This is a genomic window from Lentzea nigeriaca, from assembly GCF_016907955.1.
Taxonomy (GTDB): Bacteria; Actinomycetota; Actinomycetes; order Mycobacteriales; family Pseudonocardiaceae; genus Lentzea; species Lentzea nigeriaca.
The window spans coordinates 87,182-103,686 of record NZ_JAFBCX010000012.1 but is presented as its reverse complement, the minus strand read 5'-3'; the positions used below and the strand labels follow the sequence as shown (position 1 = coordinate 103,686).

Annotated in this window: 17 protein-coding genes and 1 tRNA gene; 9 read left to right on the top strand and 9 right to left on the bottom strand. The window is 68.4% G+C overall.

Annotation, left to right across the window (positions count from 1 at the left end):
* Window positions 1-46: 46 nt before the first annotated feature.
* Window positions 47-628: a DUF4232 domain-containing protein gene (locus tag JOD27_RS33090; protein ID WP_204766240.1), complete on the bottom strand. Its 582-nt coding sequence runs from the start codon at window positions 626-628 to the stop codon at window positions 47-49.
* Between the two features lie 82 nt (window positions 629-710).
* Here JOD27_RS33090 and JOD27_RS33085 point away from each other — a divergent pair, with 82 nt between their 5' ends.
* The 3 genes from JOD27_RS33085 (at window position 711) to JOD27_RS33075 (ending at window position 3,020) form a co-directional block, all read left to right on the top strand.
* Complete coding sequence (locus JOD27_RS33085; RefSeq protein WP_204766239.1) at window positions 711-953, top strand: hypothetical protein; 243 nt, start codon at window positions 711-713, stop codon at window positions 951-953.
* A 313-nt stretch (window positions 954-1,266) separates the two neighbouring features.
* A complete protein-coding gene (locus JOD27_RS33080; RefSeq protein ID WP_239570005.1) occupies window positions 1,267-1,875 on the top strand; it encodes a PadR family transcriptional regulator in 609 nt (202 codons plus the stop codon).
* Between the two features lie 2 nt (window positions 1,876-1,877).
* Window positions 1,878-3,020 (top strand): FAD-dependent oxidoreductase, encoded by a 1,143-nt coding sequence (locus tag JOD27_RS33075; protein WP_307830470.1) that lies wholly within the window; start codon window positions 1,878-1,880, stop codon window positions 3,018-3,020.
* On the opposite strand, the gene JOD27_RS33070 is transcribed toward JOD27_RS33075, so the two are convergent.
* Window positions 3,005-3,676 carry a response regulator gene (locus JOD27_RS33070; protein ID WP_204766237.1) on the bottom strand — a complete coding sequence of 224 codons (672 nt, stop codon included), beginning with the start codon at window positions 3,674-3,676 and terminating at the stop codon, window positions 3,005-3,007. The genes JOD27_RS33075 and JOD27_RS33070 overlap by 16 nt on opposite strands.
* Complete coding sequence (locus tag JOD27_RS33065; protein WP_239570003.1) at window positions 3,673-5,232, bottom strand: ATP-binding protein; 1,560 nt, start codon at window positions 5,230-5,232, stop codon at window positions 3,673-3,675. Before JOD27_RS33065 ends, JOD27_RS33070 begins: the two co-directional genes overlap by 4 nt.
* A 144-nt stretch (window positions 5,233-5,376) precedes the next feature.
* On the opposite strand from JOD27_RS33065, the gene JOD27_RS33060 reads away from it, so the two are divergent.
* The 4 genes from JOD27_RS33060 to JOD27_RS33045 all read left to right on the top strand — a co-directional run bounded on the left by JOD27_RS33060 (window position 5,377) and on the right by JOD27_RS33045 (window position 11,382).
* Window positions 5,377-6,357, top strand: a complete 981-nt coding sequence (locus tag JOD27_RS33060; protein WP_204766235.1) for a Bug family tripartite tricarboxylate transporter substrate binding protein — start codon at window positions 5,377-5,379, stop codon at window positions 6,355-6,357.
* Window positions 6,354-6,845 (top strand): tripartite tricarboxylate transporter TctB family protein, encoded by a 492-nt coding sequence (locus JOD27_RS33055; protein ID WP_204766234.1) that lies wholly within the window; start codon window positions 6,354-6,356, stop codon window positions 6,843-6,845. Before JOD27_RS33060 ends, JOD27_RS33055 begins: the two co-directional genes overlap by 4 nt.
* Entirely contained in the window at window positions 6,838-8,334 is a 1,497-nt protein-coding gene (locus JOD27_RS33050) for a tripartite tricarboxylate transporter permease (RefSeq protein WP_204766233.1), read from the top strand. Before JOD27_RS33055 ends, JOD27_RS33050 begins: the two co-directional genes overlap by 8 nt.
* A gap of 81 nt (window positions 8,335-8,415) precedes the next feature.
* Entirely contained in the window at window positions 8,416-11,382 is a 2,967-nt protein-coding gene (locus tag JOD27_RS33045; protein WP_204766232.1) for an AfsR/SARP family transcriptional regulator, read from the top strand.
* Window positions 11,383-11,385: 3 nt separating this feature from the next.
* On the opposite strand, the gene JOD27_RS33040 is transcribed toward JOD27_RS33045, so the two are convergent.
* On the bottom strand, window positions 11,386-11,988 hold the full coding sequence (locus JOD27_RS33040; RefSeq protein WP_307830469.1) for an MmpS family transport accessory protein: 603 nt from the start codon (window positions 11,986-11,988) through the stop codon (window positions 11,386-11,388).
* Between the two features lie 159 nt (window positions 11,989-12,147).
* Between JOD27_RS33040 and JOD27_RS33035 the strand changes: the two genes are divergently transcribed.
* Window positions 12,148-12,489: a helix-turn-helix domain-containing protein gene (locus JOD27_RS33035; protein WP_204766230.1), complete on the top strand. Its 342-nt coding sequence runs from the start codon at window positions 12,148-12,150 to the stop codon at window positions 12,487-12,489.
* On the opposite strand, the gene JOD27_RS33030 is transcribed toward JOD27_RS33035, so the two are convergent.
* From JOD27_RS33030 to JOD27_RS33010, 5 genes are all read right to left on the bottom strand, one after another.
* Window positions 12,486-13,073 carry a ClpP family protease gene (locus JOD27_RS33030; protein WP_204766229.1) on the bottom strand — a complete coding sequence of 196 codons (588 nt, stop codon included), beginning with the start codon at window positions 13,071-13,073 and terminating at the stop codon, window positions 12,486-12,488. The two genes, JOD27_RS33035 and JOD27_RS33030, sit on opposite strands and share 4 nt — an antisense overlap.
* Window positions 13,070-13,684, bottom strand: coding sequence for a ClpP family protease (locus JOD27_RS33025; RefSeq protein WP_204766228.1), 615 nt, complete (start codon window positions 13,682-13,684; stop codon window positions 13,070-13,072). Before JOD27_RS33025 ends, JOD27_RS33030 begins: the two co-directional genes overlap by 4 nt.
* Before the next feature lie 390 nt (window positions 13,685-14,074).
* Window positions 14,075-14,992, bottom strand: a complete 918-nt coding sequence (locus JOD27_RS33020; RefSeq protein WP_204766227.1) for a cellulose-binding domain-containing protein — start codon at window positions 14,990-14,992, stop codon at window positions 14,075-14,077.
* A 436-nt stretch (window positions 14,993-15,428) separates the two neighbouring features.
* A tRNA-Leu gene (locus JOD27_RS33015) sits at window positions 15,429-15,502 on the bottom strand.
* Window positions 15,503-15,553: 51 nt separating this feature from the next.
* Window positions 15,554-15,835, bottom strand: coding sequence for a metal-sensitive transcriptional regulator (locus JOD27_RS33010; RefSeq protein WP_204766226.1), 282 nt, complete (start codon window positions 15,833-15,835; stop codon window positions 15,554-15,556).
* 324 nt (window positions 15,836-16,159) lie between these two features.
* Between JOD27_RS33010 and JOD27_RS33005 the strand changes: the two genes are divergently transcribed.
* Window positions 16,160-16,501 (top strand): histone-like nucleoid-structuring protein Lsr2, encoded by a 342-nt coding sequence (locus tag JOD27_RS33005; protein WP_030466676.1) that lies wholly within the window; start codon window positions 16,160-16,162, stop codon window positions 16,499-16,501.
* Window positions 16,502-16,505 lie beyond the last annotated feature (4 nt).

Genomic DNA, 16,505 nt, shown 5'->3' with positions numbered 1-16,505 from the left:
CAGATCGCCGGAGCATCCTCGGGGGTCGCGCGCCACAGCTCCACCATCACCGGTGCCAGGCCTTGACGCCCATCCGCCCGGTGCTGCCGAGGTCGATGTGGATGTCCTTCTGCGGCGAGGCCGGCGACAACGACTGGACGGTGCCGCCGGGCGCGGCCGCGATGTCGACGTGGCTACCGACCTGCGGCGGGTCGACCGACGTGTAGGTGTTCCTCCACATGAACGCGCTCTTCGCCGTCTCCCCCGGCTGCACCACGATCCGTTGTGGCGCGTCGTCGAACCCCTCGACGACGGCGATGCCACCCGAGCCGTCGATGATCTCGACGGCCAGCGGCTGCCAGTGCTCGTCGAGCAGCTTGACCTGCGGGTAGCCGTTGAGCTCGACCGGTTGCGTGCCGCAGTTGAGCATCTCGACCGACATGACGCGCAAGCCCATCGCCGCGTCGGTGTAGCCCGCGGTGAACCGCACCCCCGTGGCGCACGACGGTTCGCCCGACGTCGGTGTGGCCAGCGAAATCGGCTGTGCGACGGCCGGATCCGGCAACGGCCGCAAGTCCAGGCGCGATCCGCACCCGGCCAGGACGGCGAGCGCGGCCAGCACCACGAGAATCCTGCCCCCAGTTCTCATGCAGCCGATCATGCCACGAGCGGATACCCGAGTTGGCCGAACAGGTTGGTCGGTCAGCACGAGACGTCACACCAACAGCGTGATGTGGGGTTCCACGCCCAACAACGCGCGGCCGCACGCCTCCATGTTCCACGGCGGGTTGACCATCGCGTGCCTCACCGCACTGCTGCACGGCGTGGGCGACGCGGAGCCGGTGCTGGGCTCGCGTCCGGTAGTGCAGCCCGGAGGTGTCGATCCAGGCGGTGGCCTCGGCGATGGCGATCTGCAACGCCGGGGAGTCGCACTGGCGCTGGTAGGTCGTGAACGAGACGGGCCGATCAGGTAGGTGAGCAGGGTCGGGAGCAGCACCGAGCAGCTGGTGAAGTACCCGATCACCCAGGGGAGTGGTCAGATCCGCGCAGATCACGACCGGTGGTGTCGTAGACGATGCCGGGTTGACGAGCGCGACCACGACGAGACCGGCGATGGTCACGAGGGCCGCCAGCAGGGAGAGGATCTTTCCGGAGAATCTCTTCATGACGAACCTCATGCAGAGAGGTGGCCTTGGCATCAAGCACCGAACCGGGACACGTCCCGGCCGATACGAGGTATAGACCAATCAGACTTATAGTTGACATCGACTAGTCAGAGTTGGATAGTTGACTTCAACCAAGGAGGTCGAGTTGCGCCGCAAGGTGTCGAACCCGCTGGCCCTGGCCGTGCTGGCCCATCTCGTGATGGGTCCGCAGCACCCGTACGAACTGGGCAAACAGCTCAAGGAGACGGGCAAGGACCGCAACATCAAGTTCAACCGCGGCTCGCTCTACATGGTCGTCGAGCAGCTGCGGAAGGCCGGGTTCGTGGCCGAGCAGGAGACCGTCAAGGACACCCAGCGGCCCGAACGCACGATCTACGCGCTGACCGACGAAGGCCGCGCCGAGCTGTACGACTGGATGCGCGAGCTCGTTCGCGACCCGGTGCACGAGTACCCGCAGTTCGGTGTGGCGCTGTCGTTGATCTCGGTGCTGGATCCGGCGGAGGCCGTGGAGTTGCTCCGCGCCCGCTCCGCCGCACTGACGAAGGACATCGAGAACACGCGCGCGATGGTGGGCAAGGCGACCGGCGACGGGGTCGAGTGGATCTTCCTCGTCGAGGAGGAGTACCGAATCTCGTTGCTGGAGACCGAACTCCGGCTGGTCGAGAAGCTCACGGGGGAACTGGCGAAAGCCGACTACCAGCACAGGTGGCAGGAGATCTTCGGGAGGTAGCAGTGAAGGCGTTGATCATCGGGGGCGGGATCGCTGGGCCGGTCACGGCACTCGCCCTGCGCAAGGCGGGCATCGACTCGGTCGTGTTCGAGGCGTACGACGGCACCGCGGACGGCGTCGGCGGGATCCTCAGCGTGGCGCCGAACGGCTTGGCGGCGTTGCGGATCGTCGGGCTGGACTCCGATTTCGGCGAGCCCGTCCGTCGCATGGTCATGGCGGACAACAGAGGCCGCGTGCTGGGCAGCATCGAGGGTGAGCCGAGCCGGGTGGTGTGGCGGCCCGATCTGTACCGCCGCCTGCGTGATCTCGCGACGGCACAACAGATCAAGGTCGAGCACGGCAAGCGCCTGGTGGACGTGCAGACCCACGAAGACGGTGTCGTCGCGACGTTTTCCGACGGCAGCACCGAATCGGGCGATCTGCTGGTCGGTGCCGACGGCATCCGCTCGACGGTCCGCACGATCATCGACCCGGCCGCTCCCGGTCCCGAGTACGTCGGCCTGCTGGGGTTCGGTTCGTACGCCCTGAACAGCGGCGTGCGCTGCGATCCCGAGACGATGTACTTCGTCTTCGGCAGCTCGTTCCTCGGCTACTGGGCCCAACCGGACGGCACCATCGCGTGGTTCAACAACCTCGCGGTCCCGGAACCGATGACGACGGCCGAGATCGCCGCCGTTCCGAGCAGCACCTGGATGGCGCGGCTGCGCGAGGCGTACGGGGACGACATGCCGGCGAAACAACTGCTGGCGCACAGCGAAACGGTGATCGGCGGCCTTCCGCTGGAGATCATGCCGAGCGTCCCGCGCTGGCACCGCGACCGCATGGTGCTCGTCGGCGACTCGGCCCACGCGCCCAGCGCCAGCTCCGGCCAGGGCGCCTCGCTGGCTGCGGAGTCCGCCGTGCAGCTCGCCCGGTGCCTGCGCGACATCCGGGACATCCCAACGGCTTTCGCCACCTACGAACGCCTGCGTCGACCACGTGTGGCCGCCATCGCGGCTCGCGCGGCCCGCACCAACAGCAACAAGCGCGGCATCGGCCCGATCACCCGGCTGCTGATGCCGTTGGTGATGAAGACCGTGGGACAGCGGGCGTTCACGAGGGACCAGAACTACCGCATCGACTGGGACGCTCAGGTCAGCCGGTAACCGTGCGCGGGCCGGTTCGCCATGCCGTACCTCGGCTGCACCTCGGCTTTCCCGATCGTCACGAGGTGCTCCAGATAGCGGCGCGCACTCACGCGCGACAACCCGGCCCGTTCGCCGACCTCCTGTGCCGAGAGGTCGTTCTCGCTGTCTCGCAACGCATCCGTGACGAGGCGCAGCGTCACGGCCGACAAACCCTTGGGCATCGACGGCGTGCGCGGGCGGTTGTGCAGCATCTGGTCGACCTCGTCCTGGTCCAGCACCTGCCCGAGCCGCTCCACCTCGATGCGCTGGGCGAGGTACTCGCGCATCCGGTCGACGAACGCCGTGCGCGTGAACGGCTTCACGAGGTAGTTGTCCACTCCCCTGGACATGGCCTGCCGCACGGTTTCCCGTTCCCGCGCGGCCGTGACCGCGATGACGTCGACCGGCGGGCCGCTGCGAGCGCGCAACCGGGCGAGCACCTCGAGCCCCGACATGTCCGGGAGGTGGATGTCGAGCAGCACCAGATCGGGCCGCAACTCCTCCACCGCCCGCAACGCCTCGCCGCCGCGGTGCGCCTCGCCCACGACCTCGAACTCGGGCATCGCTTCGAGGAAGCCGCGGTGGATCGCCGCCACGGCGAAGTCGTCGTCGACGACCAGGGTCCGCACGCTCATCGGTTCCCCGTTTCCGGCAGCCACACGTCGAAGGACGCACCGCCGAGCTCCGAGTCGGTGATCGCCACGCGGCCGCTGCGCCGGGTGACCACCCTCGACACCAATGCGAGACCAATCCCCCGGTCGGCGTCCTTGGAGCTGACGCCCAAGTCGAAGATCCGGCCGCGTTGCGACTCGGCCACTCCCGGCCCGTCGTCGTCCACGACCATCCGCACACCTCGATCCGACGAACGGACCAGCACGCGCACGATGCCTCCGGTCTCCACGGCGTCCACCGCGTTGTCCACCAGGTTGCCGAGCACGGTCAGCGCGTCGTCCCCCGCCCGGATGTCCACCGAGCTCTCCGGATCCAGGCGCAGCTCGACGCCGCGTTCGTGTGCGGTCGAGGACTTGGCGAGCAGCAACGCCGCCAGCGCCGGATCCGCGTTCGCGCCGTCGATGATGTCCGCGGTGATCGAGCCGGCTCCACCGACGCGTTCGATGTAGGCGACGGCGTCTGCGGGCCGATCCAGTTCCAGCAACCCGCCGATGACGTGCAGGTGGTTGGAGAACTCGTGAGCCTGCGCGCGCAACACCTCGGTGACGGTGCGCTGGCCGTCCAGTTCGCGCAACGCGTCGTGCAGTTCGGTGCGGTCGCGCAACGTCAGCACGACGCCGACGGCCCGGCCGTGCGTCTTCGCGGTCATCCTGTTCGCGACCAGAACCCGTTCTCCCGCAAGGACGAGCCGGTCCGCGACGTCGTCGTCGCCGCGCGCCAGGTCAAGCAGCCCGTCGTCGAGGACCTCGGCCGCCGGTTGTCCGCTCGGATCCTCCGTCAACCCCAGCAGGCGCATCGCCTCGTCGTTGACCAGCGCCAGCTTCTCCCGATCGTCAACGGCGACAACGCCTTCGCGGATGCCGTGCAGCATCGCGTCCCTGGTTTCCAGCAGCTGCGCGATCTCCGCCGGTTCGAGCCGGAACGTGCGGCGCCGCACCAGTTGCGTGACCAGGGCCGCACCGAGCACGCCGACCAGCGCGGCGGCGGCCAGCCAGCCGATCAGCTCCGGCAGGTCCTCCGCCAGGTCGTCGGACAACTGGCTCTCCAGGATCCCGACCGAGGCCATGCCGATGATCCGTCCGTCGGTGGCGCGCACCGGGACCTTCGCCCGCAACGACGTGCCGAGCGTGCCGGTCTCGGTACCGACGAACACCTCGCCGGACAACGCGGTGCTCGGGTCGGTCGAGACGCGCTCGCCGATGCGACTGGGATCCGGGTGCGCGTACCGGACGCCGTTGCGGTCGGTGACGACGACGTACGTCACCTGTGACGCCTTGCGAATCAGTTCCGCCAACGGCTGGATGGTCGCGGCCGGGTCCGGCGCGTCGAAGGCCTGCACGACGGTGGGCAGCTGGGCCACGCTCTCCGCCACCGACAGCATCCGGTCCTTGTACGCCTCGCGGATCCGATCACTCTGCAACTTGGCCGCGAACAGCCCGGCGGCACAGGTCGTCATCAGCACGATGACCACCTGCAACACCAGCAGCGACACGCCCAGCGAGACGGACCGGCGAAACATGGAGTGCATTCTTGCTCAATCCCTGTGAAACAGGTCACGAACAAAACGACCAATACGTCTTTTACGACCGATGCTCGGCTTCTCACTCCAGCGCTACCTACCGTTCCCGCCCAACACCGGCAACGAAGCTGAGGAGTGGGCTCGATGAGTGCAGGCTGGAGACGCGCGGCAGTGGTCGCCGCGGTCGGACTGGTGCTCGCGGGATGCGGTCAGGCGGCGAAGAGCTCCGGCGGTGGTGACACCATCGGCAAGCTGGAGATCATGGCGCCGGCCGACCCCGGCGGCGGCTGGGACCAGACGGCGCGTGCCATGCAGGCGGCGGTGACCGGGTCGAAGCTCGCCGGATCCGTGCAGGTCAGCAACGTCGGCGGCGCGGGTGGCACGGTCGGTCTGCAGAAGCTGTCCAACGAGAAGTCCGACTCGTACCTGATGATCACGGGCTTGGTCATGGTCGGCGCGGTCGAGACGAACTCGTCGAAGGCGCGGCTCGAGGAGACGACGCCGATCGCCCGGCTGACGGCCGAGGACGAGGTACTCGTGGTACCCGCGGACTCGCCGTACAAGACGACGGAAGAACTCCTGGCCGCCGTTCAGGAGAAGGGCAAGGGCGTGTCGATCACCGGCGGTTCGGCCGGCGGCACCGACCACATCCTCGCCGGGATGTTGCTCAAGGCGAAGGACATCGACCCGGCCAAGCTGAACTACGTGCCCTACTCGGGCGGTGGCGAGTCGCTGGCCGCGTTGCTGGGCAAGAAGGTCGACGCGGGCATCTCCGGCATCGGCGAGTACCGCGAGCAGATCAAGGCGGGCAAGCTGCGCGCGCTCGGCACGTCCGGGCCCGCCCAGGACCAGACGCTGAAGGTGCCGACGTTCAAGGAGCAGAACCTCGGCGTCGAGCTCACGAACTGGCGCGGTGTCGTGGCACCGGGCGGAATCTCGCCGGAGGCCAAGAACCGGCTGACCAAGCTCGTGACCGACATGCACGCGAGCGAGCAGTGGAAGGCCGAGCTCACGAAGAAGGGCTGGACCGACACGTTCCTGAGTGGCAGCGAGTTCTCCACGTTCCTCAACAAGGAGATCGGCCGCATCCGCCCGGCGCTGCAGAACATCGGGCTCGTGAAGTGATTGCCGAGAAGGTCGAGGAGTACGCGTTCGGCGGTCTGGTCGCGGCGATCGGTGTTTTCACCCTCGTCGACGCGACCACGATCGCCGCACGTGCGGACAACGCGGTCGGGCCGCGCGCTTTTCCTTACGCGGTAGGGGCTCTGCTCCTCGCGACGGGAGTGGCGGCGATCGTCGCCACCGCCCGCGGCAAGCTCGGCCAGGCGGAGGAGGGCGAGGACGTCGACGCGGGCGTCCGCACCGACTGGGTCACCGTGGGCAAGCTGGTGGCCGTGCTCGTGGCTCATCTGGTGCTGATGGGCCTGGTCGGCTGGCCGGTCGCGGCGGCCGTGCTGTTCTTCGGGGCGGCGTGGACGCTCGGCGCGGTGTGGTGGCGCGCGCTGCCGGTCGCGGTGGTGCTGGCACTGGTCGTGCAGGTGGTGTTCGCGTGGGGTCTGGGCCTGTCGCTGCCCGCCGGGATCTTCGAAGGGGTGCCGTTCCTCGATGGATAGCATCACCGCTCTGCTGGAGGGTTTCGCCACCGCCGCGCAGCCCGCTTACCTGCTGTACGCGCTGCTGGGCGTCACGCTCGGCACGGCCGTCGGCGTGCTGCCGGGCATCGGTCCCGCGATGACGGTGGCGTTGTTGCTGCCGTTGACGTACTCGCTCGACCCGACCGCGGCGTTGATCATCTTCGCGGGCATCTACTACGGCGGAATGTACGGCGGGTCGACGACGTCGATCCTGCTGAACACGCCGGGTGAGTCGGCGTCGATCGTGACAGCGTTGGAAGGCAACAAGATGGCGCGCGCCGGACGTGGCGCGGCAGCACTCGCGACGGCGGCGATCGGGTCGTTCGTGGCTGGCACGATCGCCACCGTGCTGCTGACGCTGCTGGCGCCGACGATCGCCGACATCGCCGTGGCGCTGGGTCCTGCCGACTACGTGGCACTGATGGTGGTCGCGTTCACGACCGTGGCGGCACTGCTCGGATCGTCGCCCGTGCGCGGCCTGGCGTCGTTGGGTCTCGGGCTCTTCATCGGCCTGATCGGCACGGACACCCTGTCGGGACAGCAGCGGTTCACGCTCGGTGTGTCGACGCTGGCCGACGGCATCGACGTGGTCGTGGTGGCAGTGGGCGTGTTCGCGGTCGGCGAGGCGCTGTACGTGGCGTCACGGCTGCGGCACGGGCCGATCGAGGTGATCCCGGTCGGCGGGAAGTGGATGACCCGTTCGTTCTGGGCGCGTTCCTGGAAACCGTGGCTGCGCGGCACGTTGATCGGGTTCCCGATCGGCACCGTGCCGGCCGGTGGCGCGGACGTGTCGACGTTCCTGTCCTACGCGGCCGAGAAGAGGCTGTCGAAGCGGCCGGACGAGTTCGGGCACGGGGCCATCGAGGGCGTGGCGGGTCCGGAGGCGGCCAACAACGCCGCCGCGGCAGGCGTTCTGGTGCCGTTGCTGACGCTGGGCCTGCCGACGTCGGCGACCGCCGCGGTGATCGTGGCGGCGTTCCAGAGCTACGGCATCCAGCCGGGACCGTTGCTGTTCACCAACAACTCGGCGATGGTGTGGGCGCTGATCGCGTCGCTCTACATCGGCAACGTGATGCTGCTCGTGCTGAACCTGCCGCTGGTGAAGATGTGGGTGAAGGTGCTGCAGATCCCGCGGCCGTACCTCTACGCGGGCATCCTGCTGTTCGCGGCGCTGGGCACCTACGCGGTGAACTTCGTCGTCGACGACCTGATCGTGCTGCTGGTGATCGGTGTGGCCGGGTTCTTCATGCGGCGGCACGGTTATCCGGTCGCGCCGCTCGTCGTCGGGCTGATTCTCGGGCCGATGGCGGAGGAACAGATCCGGCGCACACTGCAGATCAGCGAGGGCTCGCTCGGCGCGTTGGTGACGAGCCCGTTCGCGGCGGTCGCCTACAGCGTGCTCGTCGTGCTGCTGGCCGTGGCGATCGTGGTTCGGCTGCGCCGGAAGAAGGTGGAGTCGCTGGTGTGAATCTTCGGATCAAGTGAATTAATCTCTGGAACACCATAGAAATGGTTACCAGGCACCAGGACCTGCTCTAAGGTCTCGGCGGTGAAATTCGGAGTGCTCGGCCCGTTGACCGTGACCACCAGCGACGGTGTGCCCATCACGGTCGGCGGTGCCAGGCAACGCAGCCTGCTCGCCGTGCTGCTCTTCCACGCCGGCAACCCGATCTCGGTCAGCCGCCTGATCGACACGATGTGGGACGGCGCACCGCCGAAATCGCATCTGTCCAATCTGCACACTTACATCTCCCGGCTGCGCGACCGGCTCGACGGCGTGCGAATAGATCACTTCGACGGCCAGTTCTGCCTGCGCCTGCCCCCGGACTCGCTGGACCTGCTGCGGTTCCGGGACGAAGCGGAGGCGGGCAGGCGAGCCGGCCGCAGCGGTGATCCGGCCGCGGCGGCCGAGCACTTCCGCACCGCGCTGGCGCAGTGGCGGGACCGGCCGCTGCCCGACCTCAGCGTTCCGGGGCTGGAACCGGAGATCACCGAGCTGGAGGCGACCAGGCTGAACCTCGTCGAGGAATGCTTCGCCGCCGAGCTCGCGATCGGGCGAGGCGGTGAGCTGGTCGGCGAGCTGCAGGCGGCGGTCGCCGAACATCCGACCAGGGAACGGTTGTGCGGCCAGCTGATGACCGCGCTGTGCGACGCGGGCAGGCAGGCCGACGCGCTCGCGGTCTACCGGACCGCGCGCGCCACCCTGGTCGACGCGCTCGGTGTCGAGCCGGGCCCCGAACTGCGGCAGTTGCACGAGAAGATCCTGCGCGGTGAACCGCCGCGCCCCTCGACGGTGGCACGCACCGGGTTCCCGATCTGCCAGCTGCCGCCGGACGTCGCCGACTTCTCCGGCCGGGCAGCGCTGCTCGCCGAACTCACGAACGCCTTGCGCGCCAAGACTTCCACCGTCCCCGTCGTCGTGCTGACCGGCAAGCCGGGCGTGGGGAAGACCGCACTGGCCATGCGCGTCGCCCATCAGCTGCGCGCCGAGTTCCCCGACGGTCAGTTGTTCACCCGGCTCTCCGGTGCCACGCGCGAGCCGAAGCAGGCACACGACGCGCTCGCCGGGCTGCTGCGCGCCACCGGGGCGTCCGGGTCGTCGATCCCGGACGACCCGGAGGAACGCGCCGCGCTGTTCCGCGCCAGGCTGGCCGACCGCCGGGTGCTCCTCGTGCTCGACGACGCCGCGAGCCCGCATCAGGTGCGGCCGCTGCTGCCCGGCACGCCCGGCTGCGCGGTCCTGGTGAGCAGCCGGGCCAGGTTGAGCGGTCTGGCCGGCGTGCAGCGGTTCCCGGTGCTGCCGTTCACCGACGACGAAGCGCGGCACTTCCTGGAACAGGTGGCCGGGCCCGCGCGCGTCGGTGCGGAACCGGCCGCGGCGAGCCGGGCGGCGGCGATGTGCGGCAACCTGCCCCTGGCGTTGCGGATCGCGGCCACCCGGCTCGCCACCAGGCCGCAGCTCAGCCTGCGGTACCTGGCCAGGCGGCTGAGCGACGAGCGGCATCGGCTGGACGAGCTCGCGATCAGCGACCTGCAGGTCCGGGCCAGCCTGGCGGTCAGCTACGACGCGCTGACCCCGTTGGGGCGCAAGGCGTTCCGTCGGCTGAGCCTGCTCGGCCCGCACAGCGTGCCCGGCTGGGTCGTCGCGGTCCTGCTGGACACGACGGACGCGGACGGCGTGCTCGAGGAGCTCGTGGAAGCCAGCCTGCTCGACCCTGCCGGCTCCGACGCGACCGGGGAGCCCCGCTACCGCATGCACGACCTGCTGCGGGTCTTCGGCACCGAACGCGCCGAGACCGAGGACACCGAGGCCGACCGGCTGCGCGCGTGCCGCCGCGTGGTCGACGCCGCGCTGTCGTTCGCCGACGCGGCCGCCAGGCGGATGCCGCGGACGTTCACCCTGTCCAGGTTGACCGACGTCGTCGCCGCACCGGCGGTTCCGGTGCACGACCTGATCGACGACCCGGTCGCGTGGTTCACCGCCGAGCAGTCGAACCTGATCCACCTCGTGCGGATGGCCTGCGCCCGCGGGTGGCACCACGAGGCCGCGCTGCTCACCGAACGCCTCGACGTGAAGCTGTGGAGCAGGAGCGAGTGGGCGGAAATGCGCACGCTGCACGAAGTTCTGCGGGACTCCGACGAGCGCACCGCGGCCAGGGCCGAGTTCGTGCTCACCCTGATCGACGCGCATCGCGGCCACCACGACCAGGTCGCCGTCCGGTTCGAGCGGTGCTGCAAGGAGTTCGAACGACTGGGTGACCTGCACGCGCTGGCCTGCGCGTTGAGCAACTACGCCCACTTCCTCGCGCTGACCGGGGAAGCCGAACGGTCACTGCCCGACGCCGAGCGCGCGATCGAGCTGTTCCACGCCGAAGGTGACGGCTTCGGCGAAGCCGCGGCCTGCCGGTCGGCCTCGATCACGCTGGGCAGGCTCGGCCGGTTGCCGGAAGCGCTGGCGCACAGCGAGCGTTCGCTCGCGCTGGCACGGGAGCTGAACGAGGACCGGCAGATCGCGCTCGCTCTGAGCGAGGTGGCCTGGGTCCGGCTGCTGACCGGTGAACTGCCCGGTGCCCGCACCGCCGGAACGGACGCGGTGACGCTGTTCCGTGCTCTCGGCGAACGTTCCGCGCTGGCCAACACGTTGTACGACCTCGGTCTGGTCGAGGCCAGGCTCGGGCACCGCGACGGCGCCGTGCGGTGCTTCGAGGAGAGCGGCCGGCTCGCCCGCGAGATCGACGAACGACCGCTGATGGCAGCGACCGCCCGTGGCCTCGCCGCCGCCCGGATCGGCACCAGGGAAGCGGTTTCCGCGTTGCGGGACAGCCTCGAGATCTTCCGGGACCTGGCCGTCGACTCGGAACAGGCCATCACGTTGCACCTCCTCGCCGACGCGCTCGACGCAACCGGTTCGTCCGGTGCCGACGCACGCGCCGAGGCCGACCGGTTGACTGACCGGCCGGACCTCGTCACGAACGTCAAGCTGGACGCGCTGCTCGCGCTGTCCACTGAGGACTGAGCGTCAGACTCCGGTGCAGACGACCGACGCGAACGGACCCTTGTCCGTCTTCGTCGACACGACCTGGCCGTCGACGGTGATCTTGCACGTCACCGTGCCACCGTCCTCGCCCGCGGTCACGGTGAGCATGCCGCCCTTGTAAAAGCCCTTGTTCTCGGTCTCCTTCGACCACGGCAGGGTCGCCACGGTCTCTTCCTTGGGGTTGAGCGTCTCGCCGTAGCTCACGTCGACGTTCTTGGCGTCACCGGTCACCTCGTACTTCACCTTGGCGACCTTGTTGACCTCGTCGTTGACCTCGTTGACCGCGGAGCCGATCACGGCGACCCACACGATGCAGACGGCGAGGCCCACCACGGAGGCGATGATGCCGATGATCGAAAGCCACTTGTTGGTGGCCTTGCCCTTCTTCACGCGGACGACACCGACGATGGAGAAGACCAGGCCGAGGATGACCAACGGCCAGGCAATCATCCCGACGAACGGGATCGGCGACAACACCAGACCTGTCAAGCCGAGCACGAACCCGGTGATGCCCAAGCCGTTGCGGGGCTGCTGCTGCACGGGGTTGTGCGGCGGCACGGGCGGCTGGTAGGTCTGCTGGGACACGGGTGTTCCTTTCAACTGACAAATGCGAATGACCCGGAGGTCGTGGAACACCCTGCCGAGCGCCACCACACGCACCGTGCACATCTCGCACACAGTTCGTGGTTCCGCCCACAGCAGAACGGCTGCCCCGGGCCGCCCGGCTGCTGTCACCATGACGTCATGGCGGAGATCCTGGACTTCAACCGCACTCCCGAGCCGTTGTGGCGCGAGGCTCTGGGCCGGAAGCTGCGCGAGGCCAGAGAGGAGCGCGGCGACCGCCTGGTCGACGTGGCCGAGCGGGCCGGCATCTCGGTGCAGTACCTGTCCGAGATCGAGCGCGGCCGCAAGGAGCCGTCGAGCGAGATGATCGCCGCGGTCACCGGTGCGCTGGGCATCGACCTGGCCGATCTGCTGATCGGGATCGCCGGCCAGGTCCGCCACTTCCACCAGCAGGTGCAACACTTCCAGACGTCGCGGCCGATCGGACGTCCGTCCGGCCCCGTGCTCATGGCTGTCGCCTAACGCTGTTCGAGCACCTGGTCCGCGAGGCCGTACTCGACGGTGCCCGCCGCGTCGAACACGCGGTCCCGGTCGGTGTCGTGGCGCAGTTCGGCCACGCTCCGGCCGGTGTGGCGGGACAGGATCTCCTCCAGCTGCGTGCGCACCCTGACCACCTCGTCCGCCGCGAGGATCAGGTCGGGGATCGTGCCACGCCCTTGCGCCGCGGGCTGGTGCAGCACGACCCTGCTGTGCGGCAACACGGCCCTGCGCCCCGCCGCGCCCGCCGCGAGCAGCACCGCACCGGCCGCCACCGCCTGGCCCACGCACGTCGTCGCGACCGGCGCCTTGATGTAGCGCATGGTGTCGTAGAGCGCGAGCATCGCCGACGGGTCGCCGCCCTCGCAGTTGATGTAGAGGTTGATCTCCAGGTCCGGGTTGTCGGACTCGAGGTGCAGCAACTGCGCGATCAACGCGTTGGCGACCCCGGAGTCGATGGCGGTGCCGAGGTAGACGATCCGCGAGCTCAGCAGGTGCGAGTAGACGTCCATGATCCGCTCGCCGCGCGCGTCCCGCGTGATCACGTTGGGAATCGTGTAGCTGCTCATGCGACGGCTCCCGAGTGCAGACCCAGCTTGTGCGTGCGAACAGGAACGACCTGCGCGAGGTCGCTGACGATGTGGTCGATGAAGCCGTACTCGCGCGCCTGCGCGGTGGTGAACCACCTGTCGTGCAACGAATCCGTGAAGATCCGGTCGAACGGCTGCCCGGTGTCCTCCGCGATCAGCCCGAGCACGGTGTCCCTGGTGTAGCGCAGGTCGTCCGCCTGCACCTCGACCTCGACCGCCGAACCGGCGATGCCCGCACTGCCCTGGTGCATCAGGATCCGCGCGTGCGGCAACGCGAACCGCTTCCCCTTGGTGCCTGCGGAGAGCAGGAACTGCCCCGCGCTGCACGCCAGACCGAGCGCCAGCGTCGCGACGTCGCACGGCACCAGCCGCATCACGTCCCGGATCGCGAGCATCGAGGGCACCGAACCGCCCGGCGAGTTGATCCACAGCGCGATGTCCTGCCGCGGATCCTCACTCGCGAGCGACAGCAGCTGTGTCGCCAGCACCGTCCCGTTGTCGTCGTCGAGCGGGCCGTCGAGAATCAGCACCCGCTGACTGAAGAACCGTTCCCGCAGCCCAGGGCTGAAGAGCTTCTCGTTGTTCGTCATGCCTCCGACGATGCCGTTGCGCCTCGGCGGTTCGCTGCTTTCTCTGCTCTGGGCAGATCAGCTCTCAGCAGGCACGTACAGCGGTGGTGATGAACGACCGCGTCATGTCCGGGCCGTCGGGGCACACGCTCGTGGGTTGGCGGATTGACTAGTAGAGCGTCGCGGCTTGGTTGTGCTGCACGTCGCTGCCGAGATGGCGGTAGAGAAATGCCGACGCAAACGTTTGCTGATCACCCCGACTGCCGCCAACCGTGCAGTTGGCAGCCAGGAGAGCGCGATCTTCATGATCGAAGCGCGGCTGCCTGCCCGCATCACCCTCACTGTCACATCCCAAGAGATAGCTGCAACAAGCTACTGGTCTTGCCACGTTCGATCGCGGGGACCACTACCTCACCCCGTCGCGCAGGCCGTTCCGTTGAGCGTGAACGATGCCGGGGCCGCGTTCCCACCGCGCAGGGATCCGAGGAACCCGATCGACACCTCGCCGCCGGGCGCGATCGTCGCCGTGTAGTGGACGTTGGTCGCCGTGACGGCCGCTCCGCGCTGCGACGAGGTCGCGTTCCACATCTGCGTCACGGCCTGACCGTCGCTGAACGACCATCGCAGCGTCCAGCCGTTGATCGCGGCGGAGCCCGTGTTCCTGATCGTGACGCCGCCCTGGAACCCGCCCGGCCACTGCCCGCTGATCCGGTAGGCGACCGTGCACGGCGGCGGCACAGGAGCGGGAGCGGGGGCAGGCGCGGGGGCAGGCACGGGCGCGGGCGGAGTCGTCGCAACGGGAGGCACATCCGTCGTCACGACGACCGGCTTCGTCGGCTGAACACGCTTCGGTGACGTACCGGCCGTGGCGATCGTCGGCGTGGCGGCCACGCCGTTGCAGGGCGGCCCCCACAGCCCGCGCTTCTCACGCGCCGCGGTGGCTTCGGCGTCGGCAAGCGCACCGGCGGCGTCCTGCGCACGCAGCACACCCTCGCGCACGGCGAGAGACGCGTAACTGGTTCCGTCCTCAAGCCACAGATTGACTTCGCCGGGAATGATCGAGGTGACGCGAACCGGCTTGTCCACCAACGTTTTCGTGGCAAAGGCGATGGCCGCGGCAGCCCAGCACACCGCAGGTTCCGCCAGGAACGAAATGCGAGCCCGCTGACCGCTCTCGAGTTCCACGGTGCGCCCGTCGACCACCTCGCGCACCAACATCGGCACGTTCTCCTGCGCCTCGGTGATCAACGTGGGCGGTCTCAACGGCACGCGGGTGACCAACGGCGGCGCCGGGCTCTCCGCCGTGCACGCACACACGAGAAGAACCATGAGAAATGACAAGAACTTCCGCACCACCAGGGCTCCCGACGCGGTCGTTGAAACTTTGACGACCGTAGCGCCTCCCGGCCACCACCGAATCCGCCGTTCGGCCTTGATCAACTACGCGAAAGGGAGTTGTGGACAGTCCTCAAGCGACCGACGTCCTTTGTGGACCAGCCCCCACCGAGCCACACCACGGCCCCGCACACCCACAAAGCCGAGAGCGATGCCGCGGGCGAGATCACCCAGCACGCCGAAGCCGTACCCCGTGTAGAGGTTCCGACACGGCGACAAAACAAACAGCCGGTCATCCAAAGTGGTTGACCCGAGGCGGGGTCCGGGGGCGTAGCCCCGGCTGGGGTCTGGAGGCTCGGCCCCCAGAAAACACTCGAAGGGCGAGGTGGTCCGCGCTTTTTGCGGACACACCTCGCCCTTCGACCTTCGATGCCCCCGGTGCGACTCGAACGCACACTGGACGGATTTTGAGTCCGCTGCCTCTGCCGATTGGGCTACGGGGGCGTAGCTGAGTGAACTCTAGCGGATCACGCCAGCCAGTTACGCGCGGGGCTCCTATGACTTGACGAGCCGCCCGATGGCCGCTGACGCCTCCGCCAGCTTCTCGTCGGCCACGGATCCCCCTTCGGCGACCGCCTGCGCCACACAATGCTTCAAGTGCTCGTCGAGCAACCCCAGCGACACGGCCTGGAGGGCCTTCGTGGCCGCCGCGATCTGAGTGAGGACGTCGATGCAGTATTCGTCGTTCTCGACCATGCGCTGCAGGCCGCGGATCTGTCCCTCGATGCGGCGCAGTCGCTTGAGGTATGCGTCCTTGTCCGCGGTGTACCCGTGCATCGCTCCTGACCTTCCCTACCCCTGGTGGGTATGTCGAGGATACCTGGACCGGATGGGGGTGCGTTATGTGCAACGCTGCTCCGTCAGCGGGAATGGTGAAGCGTCCGGCAAGCCCAGCAACAGGCCGAAGTGAGACGACTAGCTGCACATTTTGGACCCATAACACCCGTGTGGTTTACCGGGGTAAATGCCCCGACCGGGCGGTTGGGGTCACATTTTAGCGGCGAAAGGTTCGCCGTTTTTCCTCTTGTGGACTATGGTGTTGTCGGAGCACGTGGTTACGTCGAGGATCCGCGTGCTATGTGAGTACCCAACGGAGGAACAGTGGCACAGCAGACCGTCGTCCAACTCATCGACGACCTCGACGGCGGAGAAGCCGACGAGACCGTGACCTTCGCACTTGACGGTGTCGAGTACGCCATCGACCTGTCGAAGGGAAATGCGGAGCGGCTTCGCGAGTCGCTGGCGGACTTCGTCGCCAAGGCTCGTCGTGCGGGTGGCCGCAAGCAGCGCAAGGGCACCGGCAAGTCCACGGTGAAGGCCAGTGACAAGGCGGAGGCGCAGCGCATTCGTGACTGGGCTCGTGCGCAGGGGCACCAGATCTCGGACCGCGGCCGGATTCCGCAGAACCTGGTTGTGCAGTTCCAGGAAGCACACGCCTCCTGACCTG

What these genes read in the sequence shown, in the direction of transcription:
- JOD27_RS33035 (WP_204766230.1), top strand. Translation starts at nt 12,148, where the DNA reads ATGGCGGAGATCCTGGACTTCAACCGCACTCCCGAGCCGTTGTGGCGC.
- JOD27_RS33065 (WP_239570003.1), bottom strand. Translation starts at nt 5,232, where the DNA reads ATGTTTCGCCGGTCCGTCTCGCTGGGCGTGTCGCTGCTGGTGTTGCAG.
- JOD27_RS33030 (WP_204766229.1), bottom strand. Translation starts at nt 13,073, where the DNA reads ATGAGCAGCTACACGATTCCCAACGTGATCACGCGGGACGCGCGCGGC.
- JOD27_RS33050 (WP_204766233.1), top strand. Translation starts at nt 6,838, where the DNA reads ATGGATAGCATCACCGCTCTGCTGGAGGGTTTCGCCACCGCCGCGCAG.
- JOD27_RS33085 (WP_204766239.1), top strand. Translation starts at nt 711, where the DNA reads ATGTGGGGTTCCACGCCCAACAACGCGCGGCCGCACGCCTCCATGTTC.
- JOD27_RS33010 (WP_204766226.1), bottom strand. Translation starts at nt 15,835, where the DNA reads ATGCACGGGTACACCGCGGACAAGGACGCATACCTCAAGCGACTGCGC.
- JOD27_RS33020 (WP_204766227.1), bottom strand. Translation starts at nt 14,992, where the DNA reads ATGGTTCTTCTCGTGTGTGCGTGCACGGCGGAGAGCCCGGCGCCGCCG.
- JOD27_RS33025 (WP_204766228.1), bottom strand. Translation starts at nt 13,684, where the DNA reads ATGACGAACAACGAGAAGCTCTTCAGCCCTGGGCTGCGGGAACGGTTC.
- JOD27_RS33060 (WP_204766235.1), top strand. Translation starts at nt 5,377, where the DNA reads ATGAGTGCAGGCTGGAGACGCGCGGCAGTGGTCGCCGCGGTCGGACTG.
- JOD27_RS33090 (WP_204766240.1), bottom strand. Translation starts at nt 628, where the DNA reads ATGAGAACTGGGGGCAGGATTCTCGTGGTGCTGGCCGCGCTCGCCGTC.
- JOD27_RS33070 (WP_204766237.1), bottom strand. Translation starts at nt 3,676, where the DNA reads ATGAGCGTGCGGACCCTGGTCGTCGACGACGACTTCGCCGTGGCGGCG.